Raw genomic sequence first — 18,997 nt, 5'->3', positions numbered from 1 at the left:
TCGTGGGGGAATGAAAAACGCTCACACTCGCGAGTCTACCGTAAACGTCGCTCGGCATTGTTCGGCTGGATAGTGAATCTGCTCGCCAGTCCATCCGCCGCTCGCAAAATCTGCCGTCTTGGTGTTGACGAGCAGGTGAAGGCGCGGTATTCTGCCGCGCTCGGCTGACTTGGAGGGGTTCCCGAGCGGTCAAAGGGATCAGACTGTAAATCTGACGGCTCAGCCTTCGGAGGTTCGAATCCTCCCCCCTCCACCATATTAAATCGGTCGCCACCCTCTTGACGTGAAGCGTCTCTTCATACGGAGCATAGGGGTGCGACCAGGGCCGGCAACTCGGGCGAGATTGAAATCTTGCTGTAAGGCTGTCGTAACCCGTCTGACATGCGGGTGTAGTTCAATGGTAGAACCTCAGCCTTCCAAGCTGATGGTGTGGGTTCGATTCCCATCACCCGCTCCATGCCCAGTGCTCGCCGAATCGTGAGCGCGATATTCAACTCAAGTTAAGTTGACTCAAAAGCATTTGCCCATGTAGCTCAGTTGGTAGAGCACACCCTTGGTAAGGGTGAGGTCACCGGTTCAACTCCGGTCATGGGCTCCATTTCTGTCTATGGTGGCTCGGTCATCGGGCTCGTTCGACGACTCGTGGCGGCAGACTGGTAACAAGACGACATCCAAGCGCGCGGAGATAGGGTCAGTGTCCAAAGAAAAGTTCGAGAGAAAGAAGGCGCACGTCAACGTTGGCACGATCGGCCACGTTGACCATGGCAAGACCACGCTGACGGCGGCGATCACGGTCCACCAGGCGAAGAAATATGGTGGTCAATCGCGGGCCTACGACCAGATCGACAACGCCCCCGAGGAGCGCGAGCGCGGTATTACCATTGCCACTGCGCACGTCGAATACGAGACCGACACCCACCACTACGCCCACGTCGACTGCCCCGGCCACGCCGACTACGTCAAGAACATGATCACGGGCGCGGCGCAGATGGACGGGGCCATCCTTGTGGTCTCGGCCGCTGACGGCCCCATGCCGCAGACGCGCGAGCACATCCTGCTCTCGCGCCAGGTCGGCGTGCCCTACATCGTCGTCTACCTCAACAAAGCCGACATGGTCGACGACGCCGAGCTGCTCGAACTCGTCGAGATGGAAGTGCGCGAGCTGCTCGACAGCTACGACTTCCCGGGTGACGACACTCCGATCATCACCGGCTCCGCGCTCAAGGCGCTCGAAGGCGACGACAGCGAGATCGGCGGCCAATCCATCGACAAGCTCATGGAAGCGCTCGATAGCTACATCCCCGCGCCCGAGCGAGCCGTCGACGGCGCCTTTCTGATGCCGATCGAAGACGTCTTCTCCATCTCCGGTCGCGGCACCGTGGTGACCGGACGCGTCGAGCGCGGTGTGATCAAAGTTGGCGCGGAAGTCGAGATCGTCGGCATCAAAGACACCGTCAAGACCACCTGCACCGGTGTGGAGATGTTCCGCAAGCTGCTCGACCAAGGAGAAGCCGGCGACAACATCGGCGCCCTGCTGCGCGGCACCAAGCGCGATGACGTCGAACGCGGCCAAGTGCTGGCCAAGCCCGGCTCGATCACCCCGCACACCCACTTCGAAGCCGAGGTGTACGTGCTGAGCAAGGAAGAAGGCGGGCGCCACACGCCCTTCTTCAACGGCTACCGCCCGCAGTTCTATTTCCGCACCACCGACGTCACCGGCGCCTGCGAGCTGCCCGAAGGCATTGAGATGGTCATGCCCGGCGACAACGTGAAGATGACCGTGCAGCTGATCGCGCCGATCGCGATGGAAGAAGGGTTGCGTTTCGCGGTGCGCGAAGGCGGACGCACCGTCGGCGCCGGCGTCGTCGCGAAGATCATCGAGTAAGCCATCATTGGCAAAGGTCTTGAGCAGGTCGCTCTGCTACCTGCTCGGCACAAGGATGTGATCGACAGGAATCGATTTTTCTAGGCCAGTAGCTCAATTGGCAGAGCAGCGGTCTCCAAAACCGCAGGTTGGGGGTTCGAGTCCCTCCTGGCCTGCCAAACACGCGCCGTCAAGGTGCCCAATACGTCATGAATGCACGAGCTGAGGCCACTTCGACCGGTCTTGATACGGCCAAACTCGCCGTCGCGGCCTTATTGTTGGCCGGCGGCATTTGGGCTTTTTACTTTTTCGCGGGTTACTCGGTGCTCCTGCGCACCCTGGGTCTGCTCGTCATCGCGGGTGGGGCTGCGGCCTTGGCGCTGACCTCTGCTCAGGGGCGTCAGCTCTGGCGCTTTGTGCTCGACTCTCGCATGGAGGTCCGCAAGGTTGTTTGGCCGACACGTCAGGAAACCATCCAGACGACGCTGATCGTCATGGTGATGGTGTTTATTATTGGCCTCATTCTGTGGTTGTTCGACACGATCTTGCGCGCGATCTTCAATATTTTAGTCGGGCATGGCGGCTGATTCTATGGCCAAGCGGTGGTATGTAATTCACGCCTTTTCCGGTTTTGAAGGCCATGTTGCGAAGTCTCTTCGTGAACGGGCGGCGCGCGCCGGCATGGAAGAGGCGTTCGGCGAGATCCTGGTGCCGACCGAAGAGGTGGTCGAGATCAGGAATGGACAGCAGCGCAAAAGCGAGCGCAAGTTCTTCCCGGGCTATGTCTTCGTCAATATGGAGATGAGCGACGAGTCCTGGCATCTCGTCAAAGACGTGCCGAGGGTGATGGGGTTCATTGGTGGCAAGGGCGATCGTCCGGCGCCGATACCCGATGCCCAAGCCGATGCCATTCGGCAACGTGTTCAGGATGGTGTCGAAAAGCCGCGTCCAAAGGTGCTCTACGAACCTGGAGAAGTGGTGCGCGTCACCGATGGCCCCTTCACGGATTTCAACGGCGTTGTCGAAGAGGTCGATTACGAGAAGAGCCGGGTCAAGGTCTCGGTCTCCATCTTTGGGCGTTCAACGCCTGTCGAACTCGAGTTTAGTCAGGTCGAAAAGGGCTAAGCCTCGAGCCTCTTTATCCTCGGTGGGTTGGTGGTTATTGATCGACTGCCCATCGATTTCTTCCACGGCCGCGTCATGTGCGGTCTACACGTCGGGGAGCTGGTCGCGCGACCAGCGTTTGCACCCACAGGAGCCTCAATAGGATGGCGAAGAAAGTCACCGCCTACATTAAATTGCAGGTCAAGGCCGGCGAGGCCAATCCGAGCCCGCCAGTCGGCCCAGCCTTGGGTCAGCACGGCGTCAACATTATGGAGTTCTGCAAGGCCTTCAATGCGAAGACCCAAGAACTCGAAAAAGGACTGCCGACGCCGGTCGTGATCACCGTATATTCGGATCGCAGTTTCACCTTCATTACGAAGACGCCGCCCGCGTCCATTCTGCTTAAAAAAGCGGCTGGTGTGGCCAAGGGCAGTAGTACGCCGAATACCGCCATTATCGGCACGGTGACGCGCGAGCAGATCGAGGAGATCGCCAACACCAAGATGCCGGATCTGAATGCGGCGGATCTCGAGGGCGCGGTGCGCACCATCGCCGGCAGCGCGCGGGCCATGGGACTGAAGGTTGAGGGGGTGGCGTAATGGCAAAGCTGAGCAAACGTCAGTCGGCGATTCGTGAGCGCGTGGAGTCCGGTCGTCCCTATGCGGCCGAGGAAGCGTTCGAGCTCCTGAAATCGCTCTCGAGTGTCAAGTTTATCGAGAACATCGACGTTTCCGTCAACCTAGGCGTTGATCCCCGCAAGTCCGATCAAGTGGTACGTGGGTCCACCGTCTTGCCGCATGGCATCGGTAAGCAGGTACGCGTGGCCGTCTTCACCCAGGCGACGAATGCTGAGGCGGCCACCGAAGCCGGTGCCGATCGCGTGGGCATGGAAGACCTCGCTGAAGAGATGAAAGGTGGCAACCTCGATTTCGATGTGGTCATCGCCTCGCCCGATGCGATGCGGGTTGTCGGACAGCTCGGTAAGCTGCTCGGGCCGCGCGGTCTGATGCCGAATCCAAAGGTGGGCACGGTCACGCCAAACGTGGCCGAGGCCGTGCAGAATGCAAAAGCCGGTCAGGTGCGCTATCGCACCGATAAGGCCGGCATCATTCACTGCCCGCTCGGCAAGATCGATTTCGAGGCCGATAAACTGCGAGAAAATCTCGAGGCACTCTTGGCCAATCTAGCTAAGGCTAAGCCGAGTGCAGCTAAGGGTGTTTATATGAAAAAGGTCACAGTCTCATCGACCATGGGGCCAGGGCTGATGATCGATCACGGCGCGTTGGCGTTCTGATCGCTTTAACAAGATGCTGGGATGTGGCACGCGTGCTTCGGTGGAGCGCGCGAGGCCGCACCGTTCGAGCTTTGGGGCAGCGGTCGAATGACCGTCGTCCGTCAAAGACCGCAGGCGTTGATCCGCGCGCGAGGGATGCGCGTGGCTCGGCTTAATCGCTGCCTGCGCAGATGGTGTCCCGGAACCAGTTCTCTGGCAAGGGTACACGTTCAATGATCAGCTTCTCGTCAGGGATCGAGGGACTGGTTTTCTTAAAGTTAGGCTTTCAATCTAACTTCAAATCGATCAGGAGGTGACGTCTGTGGCACTGACCTTTGCCCAGAAAGAACGCATCGTCGCCGAGGTCGCGGAGGTGGCTCAGAGCGCCTACTCGGCGGTCGGAGCCGAGTATCGGGGGCTGACTGTCGAGCAGTTGACCAAGCTGCGCGTCGAAGCGCGTAAAGCCGGGGTCTATGTACGGGTGGTCAAGAATACGCTGGCTAAGCGTGCGCTGGCCGGCACTGAGTTTGCCTGTATGGATGAGGCGCTGAGTGGTCCGCTGCTGCTTGCTTTCGGACAGTCCGATCCAGGTTCCGTAGGGCGAGTCGCTGAACACTTTGCCAAGGAGCACAAGCACTTTCAAGTCCGCATGATCGCGGTCGGCGGAGCGCTCATGGATGGCTCCGAACTCAGCAAGCTCGCGAAGCTGCCAACCTACGATGAGGCGATCAGCCAGCTGATGTCGGTGATGAAAGCACCGACGCAGAAGCTGGCGACAACGCTCAACGAAGTCCCGAGTAAGCTGGTGCGTACTCTCAGTGCTGTCCGCGACGCGAAAGAGGCGGCTTGATCCTCGCTCCGGGTATGCAGGCCCGACGATCGTGGTCAATCATTGCAACGAATCATTAAATCGGAGATTAGCCCATGGCTGTTTCTAAAGAAGACATCCTCGACGCCATTGCCAATATGACGGTAATGGAGGTCGTTGACCTCATCAGTGCGATGGAAGAGAAGTTTGGCGTCACCGCAGCGGCTGCCGTCGCGGCGGCTCCGGCAGCGGGCGGTGGCGCCGAGGCGGCACCGGTCGAAGAGCAGACCGAGTTCGACATTGTCCTGGCCTCGTTCGGCTCCAACAAGGTCGCGGTCATCAAGGCCGTGCGCGCCCTGACCGGCCTGGGCCTGAAGGAAGCGAAGGACGCCGTCGAAGGCGCTCCGGCGACGCTGAAGGAAGGCGTCTCGAAGGAAGATGCCGAAGCAGCGAAGAAGGCACTCGAGGAGGCGGGGGCAACCGTCGAGATCAAATAATACGCGCTCCTTGCACCCCGCCCTAAAGCCGGGATCGACCAAGGCTGGCGGCTTCAGGCCGCCGGCCTTTTGCCGTTTCCGATTATAGGGCTGGCGCCGGGCTGGGATGCGGGCGCCCGATTCAGCATCCGCTCTTGTGGCGGACGTCCAAGGCTTATTCAAAGACCTATTACGAGGGAAGGCAGCATGCCCTATTCGTTTACCGAAAAGAAGCGCATCCGCAAGAACTTCGGCAAGCGCCCGACGATCATGGAGGTCCCGTTCCTGCTGGCGACCCAGATCGATTCTTATCGTGACTTTCTTCAGCTAGAAAAGGGGCCGAAGGAACGCGACGAGGTCGGTTTGCACGCCGCGTTCCGGACCGTGCTGCCCATCGAGAGCTATTCCGGTAACGCGGTCCTAGAATACGTGAGCTACCGGCTCGGCGAGCCGGCCTTCGATGTTCGTGAATGCCATCTGCGCGGTGCGATCTATGCCGCGCCGTTGCGCGTGCTGCTGCGTCTGGTGATTTACGATAAGGATGCTCCAGCGGGCTCCAAAGTGGTCAAGGACGTGCGCGAGCAAGAGGTCTACATGGGCGATCTGCCGCTCATGACCGAGACCGGCACCTTCATCATCAACGGCACCGAACGCGTGATCGTCTCGCAGTTGCATCGCTCGCCCGGCGTCTTCTTCGATCACGATAAGGGCAAGACGCATTCCTCGGGCAAGCTCCTATTCTCGGCGCGGGTGATCCCCTATCGGGGTTCCTGGCTCGACTTCGAGTTCGATCCAAAAGACAACCTCTATGTGCGCATCGACCGCCGACGTAAGCTACCGGCGACGGTGCTGCTGCGCGCGCTCGGCTATAGCGTTGACGACATCCTCGAGATGTTCTTCGAGACCGATACCTTTCATCTCGGCGACGCGCTCGAGCTCGACTTGGTACCGGAGCGCCTGCGCGGCGAGACAGTCAATTTCGAGATCAAACTGGGCGACGAGGTCTTGGTCGAGTCTGGCCGGCGGGTCACGGCCAAACATATTCGCGTCTTGCAGAAGGCTGGCGTTGAGCGCCTCGCGGTGCCAGACGAGTTTTTGGTCGGACGCACCCTAGCGCGTACCCAGATCGACACCGAAACCGGTGAGATCATCGCCGAGGCCAATGCCGAACTCACCGAGGAGCTGCTCGAAGCCTTGCGTGAGAAGGGCATCACGCGAATCGAGACGCTGTTCGTCAACGATCTCGACCATGGTCCCTATCTCTCCGAGACCCTGCGCATCGATCAAACCACGAACGATCTCGAGGCCCAGGTCGAGATCTACCGGATGATGCGCCCAGGCGAGCCGCCGACCAAGGAGGCCGCTCAGAACCTGTTCCACAACCTGTTCTTCGCGCCCGAGCGCTACGACCTCTCGGCCGTTGGTCGGATGAAGTTCAACCGCCGCCTGCAGCGCGAGGAAACCGAGGGTCCGGGGATCCTCTACGACGGGCGCTACTTCTCCCAGCGCAGCGATGCCTTCGCGACCAAGCTGGTCGAAGAGCAGGGCGAGCGCTCCGATATCGTCGATGCGCTCAAGGTGCTGGTCGAGCTGCGCAATGGCCGCGGTACCGTCGATGACATCGACCATCTTGGCAATCGGCGCATCCGCTGCGTCGGCGAGATGGCCGAGAACCAGTTCCGTGTTGGCCTGGTGCGCGTCGAACGCGCGGTCAAGGAGCGCCTCTCGCTGGCCGAGTCCGAGGGCCTGATGCCGCAGGAGCTGATCAACGCCAAACCGGTCTCGGCGGCGATCAAGGAGTTTTTCGGCTCGTCACAACTGTCGCAGTTCATGGATCAGAACAACCCGCTCTCGGAGGTCACGCACAAGCGGCGTGTCTCGGCGCTTGGTCCGGGCGGTCTGGCGCGCGAGCGTGCCGGCTTCGAGGTCCGCGACGTGCATCCAACCCACTATGGCCGCGTCTGCCCGATCGAGACCCCGGAGGGGCCGAACATCGGTCTGATCAACTCGCTCGCGGTCTATGCCCGCACCAACAAGTACGGCTTCCTCGAGACGCCGTATCGACGGGTTAAGAACGGTGAGGCCACCCACGAGATCGTGCATCTCTCCGCGATCGAGGAGGGCAGCTATGTCATCGCTCAGGCCAACGCGACGCTCGACGACGACGGTCGGCTGACGGATGCCCTCGTCTCATGCCGGCACATGAACGAATTCACCATGAAGGTGCCCGAAGAAGTCGAATTCATGGACGTCTCGCCGCGGCAGATCGTCTCGGTGGCGGCTTCGCTGGTGCCCTTCCTCGAGCACGATGATGCCAACCGCGCCTTGATGGGCTCGAACATGCAGCGCCAGGCGGTGCCGACGCTGCGTGCCGAGAAGCCGCTGGTCGGCACCGGAATGGAGCGCGTCGTGGCCAAGGATTCGGGCGTGGTGGTCTGGGCGCGGCGGGGTGGCGTGATTGAGGCGGTCGACGCGGGTCGTATCGTGGTGCGGGTCAATGATGATGAAACCGAAGCCGGTGAGGCCGGTGTCGACATCTATACCCTGACCAAGTACACCCGCTCGAATCAGAACACCTGCATCAATCAGCGCCCGCTGGTGGTGCCCGGCGATCAGGTGGTGCGCAACGACGTGCTCGCCGATGGTCCGTCGACTGATATGGGCGAGCTGGCGCTGGGGCAGAACCTGCGCGTCGCCTTCATGCCCTGGAACGGCTACAACTTCGAGGACTCGATCCTGATCTCGGAGCGCTTGGTGCAGCAGGATCGCTTCACCAGCATCCATATCGAGGAGCTGACATGTCTGGCTCGCGATACCAAGCTCGGCCCCGAGGAGATCAGTAGCGACATCCCGAATGTGGGCGAGGCCGCGCTCGGCAAGCTCGATGAGTCCGGCATCGTCTATGTCGGCGCCGAGGTGCGCGATGGCGACATCCTGGTCGGCAAGGTCACGCCTAAGGGCGAGACCCAGCTCACGCCCGAGGAGAAGCTGCTGCGCGCGATCTTCGGCGAGAAGGCCTCGGACGTGAAGGACACCTCGCTGCGGCTACCGTCCGGGATGGCCGGAACCGTGGTCGATGTTCAGGTCTTTACCCGCGATGGCGTCGAGAAGGACAAGCGCGCGACCCAGATCGAGGAACTGGAACTCGAACGGGTGCGCAAGGACTTGGCCGATCAGCTGCGGATCATGGAGCAAGACACTTTCCAGCGCGTCGAGAAGATGCTGGTCGGCAAGGTGGCCGATGGTGGTCCCGGTGGTCTCAAGGCGGGCGACAAGATCACCAAGAAGTATCTAACCGATCTCGCCGAGGGCCAAGGTAAGGATAAGTGGCTCGAGATCCGTATCCGCAGCGAGGAGGCCGCAGCGCAGCTCGAGGCGGTCGCGGCGCAGATCAAGGAGCAGCGCGAGGTGTTCCGTGAACGCTTCGAGATCAAGAAACGCAAGATTACCCAGGGCGACGAGCTGCCGCCGGGCGTGCTCAAGATGGTCAAGACCTATGTCGCGGTCAAGCGGCGCGTCCAGCCCGGCGACAAGATGGCCGGCCGGCACGGCAACAAGGGTGTGATCTCGCGCGTGGTGCCGCAGGAGGACATGCCGTTCAGTGCCGACGGTGAACCGGTCGATATCGTGCTCAACCCGCTCGGCGTGCCCTCGCGCATGAATGTAGGGCAGGTGCTCGAGACCCATCTCGGCTGGGCTGCAGAGGGGCTCGGACAGCGCATCGATGCCATGCTGCGAGCGCAGGCTGATGTCGAGGAGATACGGATCTTTCTCGGTAAGGTCTATAACAGCAGCGGTAAGCTCGAGGCGCTTGACAGCTTCAGCAACGACGAAGTGCTGGAGCTGGCCGCCAACCTGCGCGGTGGCGTACCGCTCGCGACCCCGGTCTTCGACGGCGCGACTGAGGAAGAGATCAAGTACATGCTCGATCTCGCCGGACTCTCGACCACCGGACAAACCACGCTCTACGATGGCCGTTCTGGCGAGCCGTTCGAGCGCCCGGTGACCGTCGGCTATATGTACATGCTCAAGCTCAACCATCTAGTCGACGACAAGATGCATGCGCGCTCCACCGGTCCCTACAGTCTGGTGACCCAGCAGCCGCTGGGCGGCAAGGCGCAGTTCGGTGGTCAGCGCTTCGGCGAGATGGAGGTCTGGGCGCTCGAGGCCTATGGCGCGGCGCACACCCTGCAGGAGATGCTGACGGTGAAATCGGATGACGTCACCGGGCGGACCAAGATGTACAAGAACATCGTCGATGGCGACCATCGCATGGAGGCCGGTATGCCGGAGTCGTTCAACGTGCTGGTCAAGGAGATCCGCTCGCTCGGCATCAACATCGAACTCGAGCAGGATTGATCTGCCGCCCTTAGCCCTTGGGGTGGAGGCGCCGTGCCGTCTCCGCCCCGGGCCACCTTGATGGCAACCCCCTGATCGTACGAATACTGGCTGTTGGCCCTTGGCCGTCGGCCCACTCTTTCCTAAGGAGGCTAGGTCGTGAAAGATCTTCTCAGAATCATCAAGCAGCAGGGGCAGGCGTTGGAGTTCGACGCGATCCGCATCGGCCTGGCATCGCCGGAGATGATCCGTTCCTGGTCCTATGGCGAGGTCAAGAAGCCGGAGACCATCAACTATCGCACCTTCAAGCCGGAGCGCGATGGGCTGTTCTGCGCCAAGGTGTTCGGCCCGGTCAGCGACTACGAATGCCTGTGCGGTAAGTACAAGCGCCTCAAGCACCGGGGTGTGGTGTGCGAGAAGTGCGGTGTCGAGGTGACCCTGGCCAAGGTGCGGCGCGAGCGCATGGGTCATATCGACCTCGCGAGCCCGGTCGCGCACATCTGGTTCCTGAAGTCGCTGCCCTCGCGCATCGGGCTGCTGCTCGACATGACGCTGCGCGATATCGAGCGCGTGCTCTACTTCGAGTCCTTCGTCGTCATCGATCCGGCGATGACCGATCTCGAGCGCAATCAGCTGCTCACCGACGATCAGTATCTGGAAGCGCTCGAGACCCACGGCGACGAATTCGATGCGCGCATGGGCGCCGAGGCCGTGTTCGAGCTGCTGCGCAACCTGGATCTCGACGCCGAGATGCGCAAGATGCGCGAGGACATGGAAGCCACCAATTCTGAGACCAAGCTGAAGAAGCTGACCAAGCGCCTGAAGCTGATCGAGTCGCTGCAGGTGTCGGGCAACCGTCCGGAATGGATGATCCTGACCGTGCTGCCGGTGTTGCCGCCAGAGCTGCGGCCGTTGGTGCCGCTCGACGGCGGTCGCTTCGCGACCTCGGATCTCAACGATCTGTATCGGCGCGTGATCAACCGCAACAACCGCCTCAAGCGCCTGCTCGATCTGATCGCACCCGACATCATCGTGCGCAATGAGAAGCGCATGCTGCAGGAGTCGGTCGATGCGCTGCTCGATAACGGCCGTCGTGGCCGGGCGATTACCGGCACCAACAAGCGCCCGTTGAAGTCGCTCGCCGACATGATCAAGGGCAAGCAGGGCCGCTTCCGGCAGAACCTGCTTGGTAAGCGTGTCGACTACTCCGGCCGCTCGGTGATCGTCGTCGGCCCGACGCTGAAGCTGCATCAGTGCGGCCTGCCCAAGCTGATGGCGCTGGAGCTGTTCAAGCCGTTCATCTTCAGCAAGCTGCAACTGCGCGGCCTGGCGCCGACCATCAAGGCGGCGAAGAAAATGGTCGAGCGCGGCACCGCCGAGGTCTGGGACATCCTCGAAGAGGTGATCCGCGAGCATCCGGTGATGCTCAACCGCGCGCCGACCTTGCACCGCCTTGGCATCCAGGCCTTCGAGCCGGTGCTGATCGAGGGCAAGGCGATCCAGCTCCATCCGCTGGTCTGCACCGCCTTCAACGCCGACTTCGACGGCGACCAGATGGCCGTGCATGTGCCGCTCTCGCTCGAGGCGCAGCTCGAGGCCCGCGCGCTGATGATGTCGTCGAACAACATCCTCTCGCCGGCCAATGGCGAGCCGATCATCGTGCCGTCGCAGGACGTGGTGCTCGGCCTCTATTACATGACTCGCGAGCGCATCAACGCCAAGGGCGAGGGGCTGGTGCTGTCCGGCATCGACGAGGCGCGGCGCGCCTACGAGACCGGTCAGGCGGCACTGCAAGCGCGCGTGAAGGTGCTGATCCGCGAGGTGGTGCGCGAAGAGGACGGCCGCGTCGAGGAACGTACCGGCGTGCGCGAGACCACGCTTGGCCGCGCGCTGGTGTGGGAGATCGTGCCCGAGGGGCTGCCGTTCGAGCTGGTCGACCGGCCACTCGGCAAGAAACAGATCTCGAGCCTGATCAACACCTGCTACCGCGTGCTCGGGCTGAAAGACACGGTCGTCTTCGCCGACCAGATCATGTACATGGGCTTTCGCATGGCAACCCGGGCTGGCGTCTCGATTGGCCTCGAGGATATGGAGGTCCCTAGCCAGAAGGCACGCATCATCGGCGATGCCGAGAGCGAGGTGAAGGAGATCGAGGATCAGTACACCCAAGGGCTGGTCACCAACGGCGAGCGCTACAACAAGGTCGTCGATATCTGGTCGCGTACTAATGATCAGGTGGCCAAGTCGATGATGAGCAAGCTCGGCAAGGATCGGGTCATCGACCGCGATGGTAACCAGGTCGAGCAGGATTCATTTAACTCGATCTACATGATGGCCGACTCCGGCGCGCGCGGCTCGCCCGCGCAGATTCGTCAGCTTGCCGGCATGCGCGGACTCATGGCCAAGCCCGACGGCTCGATCATCGAGACGCCGATCACCGCCAACTTCCGCGAGGGACTGAACGTCATCCAGTACTTCATCTCGACCCACGGCGCGCGCAAGGGCTTGGCCGATACGGCGCTGAAGACCGCCAACTCGGGTTACCTGACTCGGCGCCTGGTCGATGTGGCGCAGGATATGGTGGTGCTTGAGGAAGACTGTGGTACCGAGCTGGGTCTGACCATGATCCCGATCATCGAGGGTGGCGACGTCGTCGAGCCGCTGCGTGAACGCATCCTCGGTCGAGTCACTGGCGAGGATCTCTATCGTCCCGGTACCGACGAGATTATCTGTGAGGCCGGTACCCTGCTCGACGAGGGCTGGGTCAAGCAGCTCGAGGCCGAAGGTATCGATCAGGTCTTGGTGCGCTCGGCGATCACCTGTGAGTCGCGCTTGGGCGTCTGCGCCCAATGCTACGGACGCGATCTGGCCCGTGGTCATCGCGTCAACATGGGTGAGGCGGTTGGCGTCATCGCCGCGCAATCGATCGGTGAGCCGGGTACTCAGCTGACCATGCGCACCTTCCACATCGGTGGTGCCGCGTCGCGGGCGGCCGCGGTGAGCAATGTGCAGGTCAAGGGTGCCGGCACCATCAAGCTGCACAATATCAAGACCGTGCAGCACCACAGCGGCAACCTCGTCGCGGTTTCGCGCTCTGGTGAGCTAACCGTCGCTGACGAGAAGGGCCTGGAGAAGGAGCGCTATAAGATCCCCTACGGCGCCACCGTTGCGATCAACGATGGCGACAAGGTTGAAGCCGGCGCCGTCGTTGCCAACTGGGACCCGCACACCCATCCGGTCGTTACCGAGGTTGCCGGTGTGCTGCGCTTCGAGGACTTCATCGATGGCGTCACCGTGCAGAGCAAGACCGATGAGGTCACTGGCCTCGCCTCGCTTGAGATCATGGACCCGAAACAGCGTCCGGCTGCGGGTAAGGACCTGCGCCCAATGGTGAAGCTGCTCGATGCTAGTGGTGCGGAGCTGAACATCGCCGGCACCGATCTACCGGCGCGCTACTATCTACCCGCGCTGGCTATCGTTACCGTCTCCGATGGGGCTGAGGTTGGCGTCGGCGACATCCTCGCCCGCATCCCGCAGGAATCTTCAAAGACTCGCGACATCACCGGTGGTCTGCCGCGTGTGGCCGATCTGTTCGAGGCACGCAAGCCGAAGGATCCAGCCCTGCTTGCGCAAGCCACGGGAACGGTCAGCTTTGGTAAGGAGACCAAGGGTAAGCAACGCTTGGTCATCACCACCGACGACGGCGAGACGATCGAGGAACTCATCCCGAAGTGGCGGCATGTAAACGTGTTCGAGGGCGAGCGCGTCGAGCGCGGCGAGATCATCTCTGACGGTGAACTCAGCTCGCATGATATCCTGCGGCTGAAGGGTCTTACCGCACTCGCTGAGTATCTGGTCAAGGAGATCCAGGACGTTTACCGGTTGCAGGGCGTGAAGATCAACGACAAGCACATCGAGGTCATCGTGCGCCAGATGCTGCGCAAGGTCGAGATCACCAACGCCGGTGATACCAACCTGCTGCGGGGTGAGCAGGTGGATCAAGCGACGGTCTTGGTCGAGAACGAGCGCGTGAAAGCTGAAGATAAGCATCCAGCGCTCTACGAACCGCTGCTGCTCGGCATCACCAAGGCCTCGTTGGCGACCGAGTCGTTTATCTCGGCGGCCTCGTTCCAGGAGACCACGCGCGTCCTGACCGAAGCGGCGGTGCGTGGCGCGGTCGATGGCTTGAACGGGCTCAAAGAGAACGTCATCGTCGGTCGCCTGATCCCTGCCGGGACTGGGTTGGCGCATCACAATGAGCGTCGGCGGCGGCGTCAGCCCGATGGCGGGGGAGACGCGGCGGAGCGCATGGAAATGGCGACCGAAGAATTGACGGCCGCATTGAAGCAAGCGCTGAACACGCAGGAGTCCGAGGCCGACTGAACCTGAACGAACGTCCTATTGGGGGATTCGTCATCGTTCTGCAATCCCCTGTTGACAGGGGTGACAGAGCTGAATATACTTCTCGTCTTAGCTCGCCGGCATACACTTGTTGCCGGCGAGTTGTTTGAGTGGTAGGCCACCGCGGCACGCCCTTCTCGTCGACTTATCCGCCGTCCATCTGTGGTTTCGCCGTGTATTGGCGAGTTCCCTAGTCCGGTTTTTCTGGGGTGGGTAGATTGGCCGCGACCTGTTCTACGCGTCGCGTTGCCGTCTTGTATTAAAGCCAAGGCGGCAGTCGAGGGTGCTCCAAGCGCTACGGTAGTGTCCTCAAACCGAAATCCCAAGATCGAGCGTCGCTGGCTAGGGCTGCGGGCTCGGACTTTTAGTGCATATACGTTGCATTCAAGCCGTCGGAGTCAGTCATGGCGACAGTCAACCAATTGGTGCGTCATCCGCGCAAGCGTCGCGCGGTTAAGAGTGCGGTTCCCGCGCTTGAGGCTTGCCCTCAAAAGCGTGGTGTCTGCACCCGGGTTTATACCACCACGCCAAAAAAGCCTAACTCGGCGTTGCGAAAGGTTGCGCGCGTTCGGTTGACGAATGGCTACGAGGTCGCGTCCTATATCGGCGGCGAAGGGCATAACCTGCAAGAGCACTCGGTCGTGCTGATTCGAGGCGGTCGCGTCAAGGACTTGCCGGGCGTACGCTATCATACAGTGCGCGGCACGCTTGATGCGTCCGGTGTCGAGAAGCGCCGCCAAGGTCGGTCCAAGTATGGCGCTAAGCGCCCGAAGAGCTAAGGCGCTCTTTGTTCATCGCCTCGTCCATCGCCTCGCTGGTCGAACGCGCTAACCCTTGTATTAGGTAGTCGGAGCCTGAAAAGCAATGCCGAGAAGACGCATCGTTGGTCGTCGCCAGATCCTACCGGACCCGAAACACGGTAGTGAACTGCTCACCAAGTTCATCAATATGCTGATGGAAGACGGCAAGAAGGCCGTTGCCGAGCGTATCATTTATGGCGCGCTTGATCGGGTGGTCGAGAAAAAAGGCGCTGAGCCGATCGAGCTGCTTGACAGTGCAATGGAAAACGTACGCCCCATGGTTGAGGTTAAGTCCCGCCGTGTCGGTGGTGCGACCTATCAGGTTCCGGTCGAGGTCCGGCCATCGCGGCGTAACACCTTGGCTATGCGCTGGTTAATCGACGCCTCGCGAAAGCGCTCCGAGAAATCGATGGCGCTTCGCCTCGCCGGTGAGCTGATGGATGCAGCAGACGCGCGTGGCACCGCGGTGAAGAAGAAGGAAGACACGCATCGTATGGCGGAGGCCAATAAGGCCTTCTCGCATTATCGCTGGTAGCGCAAACGCGCGCAGCTCCTGGCATTCACCTCAGGCAATAGGCAACGCAGTCGTGGCACGTAGCACAGCAATCGATCGGTACCGAAACCTCGGCATCATGGCGCACATCGATGCCGGCAAGACGACGACGACTGAGCGCGTCCTGTTTTACACCGGCCTCTCGCATAAGATCGGCGAGGTGCATGACGGCGCTGCGACCATGGACTGGATGCAGCAGGAACAGGAGCGCGGCATTACCATTACGTCCGCCGCCACGACTTGTTTCTGGCGCGGCATGGATCAGCAGTTCCCCGAGCATCGGATCAACATCATCGATACGCCCGGGCACGTTGACTTCACGATCGAAGTAGAGCGTTCGCTGCGAGTGCTCGATGGGGCCTGCACAGTGTTTTGCGCCGTCGGTGGCGTCGAGCCGCAGTCGGAGACCGTTTGGCGTCAGGCCGATAAATATGGTGTCCCGCGGATTGCGTTCGTCAACAAGATGGATCGCATGGGCGCTAACTTTCTGCGCGTCGTCGCTCAGGTGGAGAGTCGTCTCGGCGCGGTTGCGGTACCGCTTCAGTTGCCGATCGGCGCCGAGGAAAACTTTGCCGGCATCGTCGACCTGGTTCGGATGAAGGCAATCTACTGGAACGATGAAGACAAGGGGCTGACTTACGACGCCCGCGAGGTGCCTGCCGAGATGGCAGATGCCTGCGCCGAATGGCGCGAAAAGCTGGTCGAGGCCGCTGCCGAAGCCACCGAAGAGATGATGGAGAAATATCTCGAGGGTGGTGAACTCAGCGAAGACGAGATTCGTGCTGGCATCCGCAAGCGTTGTATCGCCAACGAGATCGTGCCGATGCTTTGTGGCTCGGCGTTTAAGAATAAGGGTGTGCAGGCGATGCTGGATGCCGTCATCCACTATCTCCCGTCGCCCCCCGAGGTGCCGCCGATCAAGGGTGTGCTGGACGACGCCGCCGAGACCCTCGAGGAGCGTCCATCAAAGGATGACGCTCCGTTCGCGGCACTGGCGTTCAAGATCGCGACTGATCCCTATGTTGGGACATTGACCTTCTTCCGCGTCTATTCGGGTGTGTTGAACGCCGGCGATAGTGTGTTGAACCCGGTCAAGCGCAAGAAAGAGCGGGTTGGGCGCATCCTGCAGATGCACTCAAACGATCGTAAGGAGATCAAAGAGGTCCGCGCTGGCGATATCGCGGCTGCGGTGGGCCTTAAGGATGTCACCACCGGTGAGACCCTGTGCGCGCTGGATAAGCCGATCACGCTCGAGCGGATGGAGTTCCCGGAGCCAGTGATTTCGGTGGCGGTTGAGCCAAAGACAAAAAGCGACCAAGAGAAGATGGGCGTGGCGCTGCAGAAGCTAGCGCAGGAAGACCCATCGTTCCGGGTGCGCTCGGACGAGGAGTCGGGCCAGACCATCATCTCCGGTATGGGCGAGCTGCATCTGGAGATCATCGTCGATCGGATGAAGCGTGAGTTCAACGTCGAGGCCAATGTGGGCGCGCCGCAGGTCAGCTATCGCGAGACGTTGCGTACCACGGTCGAGCAAGAGACCAAGTTCGCTCGGCAGTCGGGTGGTCGCGGGCAGTATGGCCATGTCTACATTCGACTTGAGCCGCAAGAGTCAGGCGCTGGCTACGAGTTCGCAAACGAGATCGTCGGTGGCGCAGTACCGAAAGAGTACATCCCGGCCGTCGATAAGGGCATCCAAGAGGCCATGACCAATGGTGTGATTGCGGGTTTCCCTGTGGTCGATGTCAAGGCAACGCTCTATGACGGCTCCTATCATGAGGTTGACTCGAGTGAGATGGCGTTCAAGATCGCCGGCTCGATGGCCTTCAAGGAAGGTGCGACCAAGGGTAAGCCAGTCCTGCTCGAACCGATCATGAAGGTTGAGGTGGTCACGCCCGAGGAGAACATGGGCGATGTCATGGGCGATCTGAACAGCCGCCGCGGCATGATTCAGGGCATGGAAGATACGCCCTCTGGCAAGATTATCCGCGCCGATGTGCCGCTGGCATCGATGTTCGGTTATGCCACCGACTTGCGTTCGGCAACGCAGGGGCGTGCGAGCTACAGCATGGAGTTTGCTAAATACAACGAGGTCCCGGCCAGTATTGCCGAGACCGTCGCCAAGAAACGATAGCGTCGACCCACGGTTGGCGCTCGCTATGATTGCAGTGGATCTCTGAGGGGATACGGGCATGTCCAAAGAAAAGTTCGAGAGAAAGAAGGCGCACGTCAACGTTGGCACGATCGGCCACGTTGACCATGGCAAGACCACGCTGACGGCGGCGATCACGGTCCACCAGGCGAAGAAATATGGTGGTCAATCGCGGGCCTACGACCAGATCGACAACGCCCCCGAGGAGCGCGAGCGCGGTATTACCATTGCCACTGCGCACGTCGAATACGAGACCGACACCCACCACTACGCCCACGTCGACTGCCCCGGCCACGCCGACTACGTCAAGAACATGATCACGGGCGCGGCGCAGATGGACGGGGCCATCCTTGTGGTCTCGGCCGCTGACGGCCCCATGCCGCAGACGCGCGAGCACATCCTGCTCTCGCGCCAGGTCGGCGTGCCCTACATCGTCGTCTACCTCAACAAAGCCGACATGGTCGACGACGCCGAGCTGCTCGAACTCGTCGAGATGGAAGTGCGCGAGCTGCTCGACAGCTACGACTTCCCGGGTGACGACACTCCGATCATCACCGGCTCCGCGCTCAAGGCGCTCGAAGGCGACGACAGCGAGATCGGCGGCCAATCCATCGACAAGCTCATGGAAGCGCTCGACAGCTACATCCCCGCGCCCGAGCGAGCCGTCGACGGCGCCTTTCTGATGCCGATCGAAGACGTCTTCTCCATCTCCGGTCGCGGCACCGTGGTGACCGGACGCGTCGAGCGCGGTGTGATCAAAGTTGGCGCGGAAGTCGAGATCGTCGGCATCAAAGACACCGTCAAGACCACCTGCACCGGTGTGGAGATGTTCCGCAAGCTGCTCGACCAAGGAGAAGCCGGCGACAACATCGGCGCCCTGCTGCGCGGCACCAAGCGTGATGACGTCGAACGCGGCCAAGTGCTGGCCAAGCCCGGCTCGATCACCCCGCACACCCACTTCGAAGCCGAGGTGTACGTGCTGAGCAAGGAAGAAGGCGGGCGCCACACGCCCTTCTTCAACGGCTACCGCCCGCAGTTCTACTTCCGCACCACCGACGTCACCGGCGCCTGCGAGCTGCCCGAAGGCATTGAGATGGTCATGCCCGGCGACAACGTGAAGATGACCGTGCAGCTGATCGCGCCGATCGCGATGGAAGAAGGGTTGCGTTTCGCGGTGCGCGAAGGCGGACGCACCGTCGGCGCCGGCGTCGTCGCGAAGATCATCGAGTAA

At 61.3% G+C, this 18,997-nt stretch carries 13 protein-coding genes and 4 tRNA genes; all 17 read left to right on the top strand.

Annotated elements, in window-relative coordinates; all coding sequences use genetic code 11:
• The first annotated feature begins 171 nt into the window (after positions 1–171).
• The 17 genes from CCR82_RS07615 to tuf (CCR82_RS07535) all read left to right on the top strand — a co-directional run bounded on the left by CCR82_RS07615 (position 172) and on the right by tuf (CCR82_RS07535) (position 18,997).
• Positions 172–256: transfer RNA gene (locus tag CCR82_RS07615), tRNA-Tyr, on the top strand.
• 127 nt (positions 257–383) lie between these two features.
• Positions 384–457 (top strand) — tRNA-Gly (locus CCR82_RS07610).
• A 65-nt stretch (positions 458–522) separates the two neighbouring features.
• Positions 523–598: transfer RNA gene (locus tag CCR82_RS07605), tRNA-Thr, on the top strand.
• A gap of 96 nt (positions 599–694) precedes the next feature.
• Positions 695–1,885: an elongation factor Tu gene (gene tuf / locus CCR82_RS07600; protein WP_201244778.1), complete on the top strand. Its 1,191-nt coding sequence runs from the start codon at positions 695–697 to the stop codon at positions 1,883–1,885.
• A gap of 82 nt (positions 1,886–1,967) precedes the next feature.
• Positions 1,968–2,043: transfer RNA gene (locus CCR82_RS07595), tRNA-Trp, on the top strand.
• 30 nt (positions 2,044–2,073) lie between these two features.
• Positions 2,074–2,451 carry a preprotein translocase subunit SecE gene (secE, locus tag CCR82_RS07590; RefSeq protein ID WP_201244789.1) on the top strand — a complete coding sequence of 126 codons (378 nt, stop codon included), beginning with the start codon at positions 2,074–2,076 and terminating at the stop codon, positions 2,449–2,451.
• Positions 2,452–2,455: 4 nt separating this feature from the next.
• Complete coding sequence (nusG, locus tag CCR82_RS07585; protein ID WP_201244788.1) at positions 2,456–2,989, top strand: transcription termination/antitermination protein NusG; 534 nt, start codon at positions 2,456–2,458, stop codon at positions 2,987–2,989.
• A 143-nt stretch (positions 2,990–3,132) separates the two neighbouring features.
• Positions 3,133–3,567: a 50S ribosomal protein L11 gene (rplK, locus tag CCR82_RS07580; RefSeq protein WP_201244787.1), complete on the top strand. Its 435-nt coding sequence runs from the start codon at positions 3,133–3,135 to the stop codon at positions 3,565–3,567.
• Positions 3,567–4,262 (top strand): 50S ribosomal protein L1, encoded by a 696-nt coding sequence (gene rplA, locus CCR82_RS07575; RefSeq protein WP_201244786.1) that lies wholly within the window; start codon positions 3,567–3,569, stop codon positions 4,260–4,262. The genes rplK and rplA overlap by 1 nt, the downstream gene beginning before the upstream one ends.
• Before the next feature lie 301 nt (positions 4,263–4,563).
• Positions 4,564–5,091 (top strand): 50S ribosomal protein L10, encoded by a 528-nt coding sequence (rplJ, locus tag CCR82_RS07570; RefSeq protein ID WP_201244785.1) that lies wholly within the window; start codon positions 4,564–4,566, stop codon positions 5,089–5,091.
• 74 nt (positions 5,092–5,165) lie between these two features.
• Positions 5,166–5,546, top strand: coding sequence for a 50S ribosomal protein L7/L12 (rplL, locus tag CCR82_RS07565; protein WP_201244784.1), 381 nt, complete (start codon positions 5,166–5,168; stop codon positions 5,544–5,546).
• Between the two features lie 186 nt (positions 5,547–5,732).
• The gene (gene rpoB / locus CCR82_RS07560; protein ID WP_201244783.1) at positions 5,733–9,884 is read left to right on the top strand and encodes a DNA-directed RNA polymerase subunit beta; all 4,152 of its coding nucleotides are present in this window, start codon (positions 5,733–5,735) and stop codon (positions 9,882–9,884) included.
• Positions 9,885–10,022: 138 nt separating this feature from the next.
• The gene (rpoC, locus tag CCR82_RS07555) at positions 10,023–14,246 is read left to right on the top strand and encodes a DNA-directed RNA polymerase subunit beta' (RefSeq protein WP_201244782.1); all 4,224 of its coding nucleotides are present in this window, start codon (positions 10,023–10,025) and stop codon (positions 14,244–14,246) included.
• A gap of 422 nt (positions 14,247–14,668) precedes the next feature.
• A complete protein-coding gene (gene rpsL / locus CCR82_RS07550; RefSeq protein WP_201244781.1) occupies positions 14,669–15,043 on the top strand; it encodes a 30S ribosomal protein S12 in 375 nt (124 codons plus the stop codon).
• A gap of 85 nt (positions 15,044–15,128) precedes the next feature.
• Complete coding sequence (gene rpsG / locus CCR82_RS07545) at positions 15,129–15,599, top strand: 30S ribosomal protein S7 (RefSeq protein ID WP_201244780.1); 471 nt, start codon at positions 15,129–15,131, stop codon at positions 15,597–15,599.
• 52 nt (positions 15,600–15,651) lie between these two features.
• Positions 15,652–17,748 carry an elongation factor G gene (gene fusA, locus CCR82_RS07540; RefSeq protein WP_201244779.1) on the top strand — a complete coding sequence of 699 codons (2,097 nt, stop codon included), beginning with the start codon at positions 15,652–15,654 and terminating at the stop codon, positions 17,746–17,748.
• A 58-nt stretch (positions 17,749–17,806) separates the two neighbouring features.
• Positions 17,807–18,997 (top strand): elongation factor Tu, encoded by a 1,191-nt coding sequence (gene tuf / locus CCR82_RS07535; protein WP_201244778.1) that lies wholly within the window; start codon positions 17,807–17,809, stop codon positions 18,995–18,997.

Source organism: Halochromatium salexigens (genome assembly GCF_016653295.1).
Classification (GTDB): Bacteria; Pseudomonadota; Gammaproteobacteria; order Chromatiales; family Chromatiaceae; genus Lamprobacter; species Lamprobacter salexigens.
Note: the sequence above shows the minus strand (reverse complement) of the source record. Positions and strands in the feature narration are given on the sequence as shown.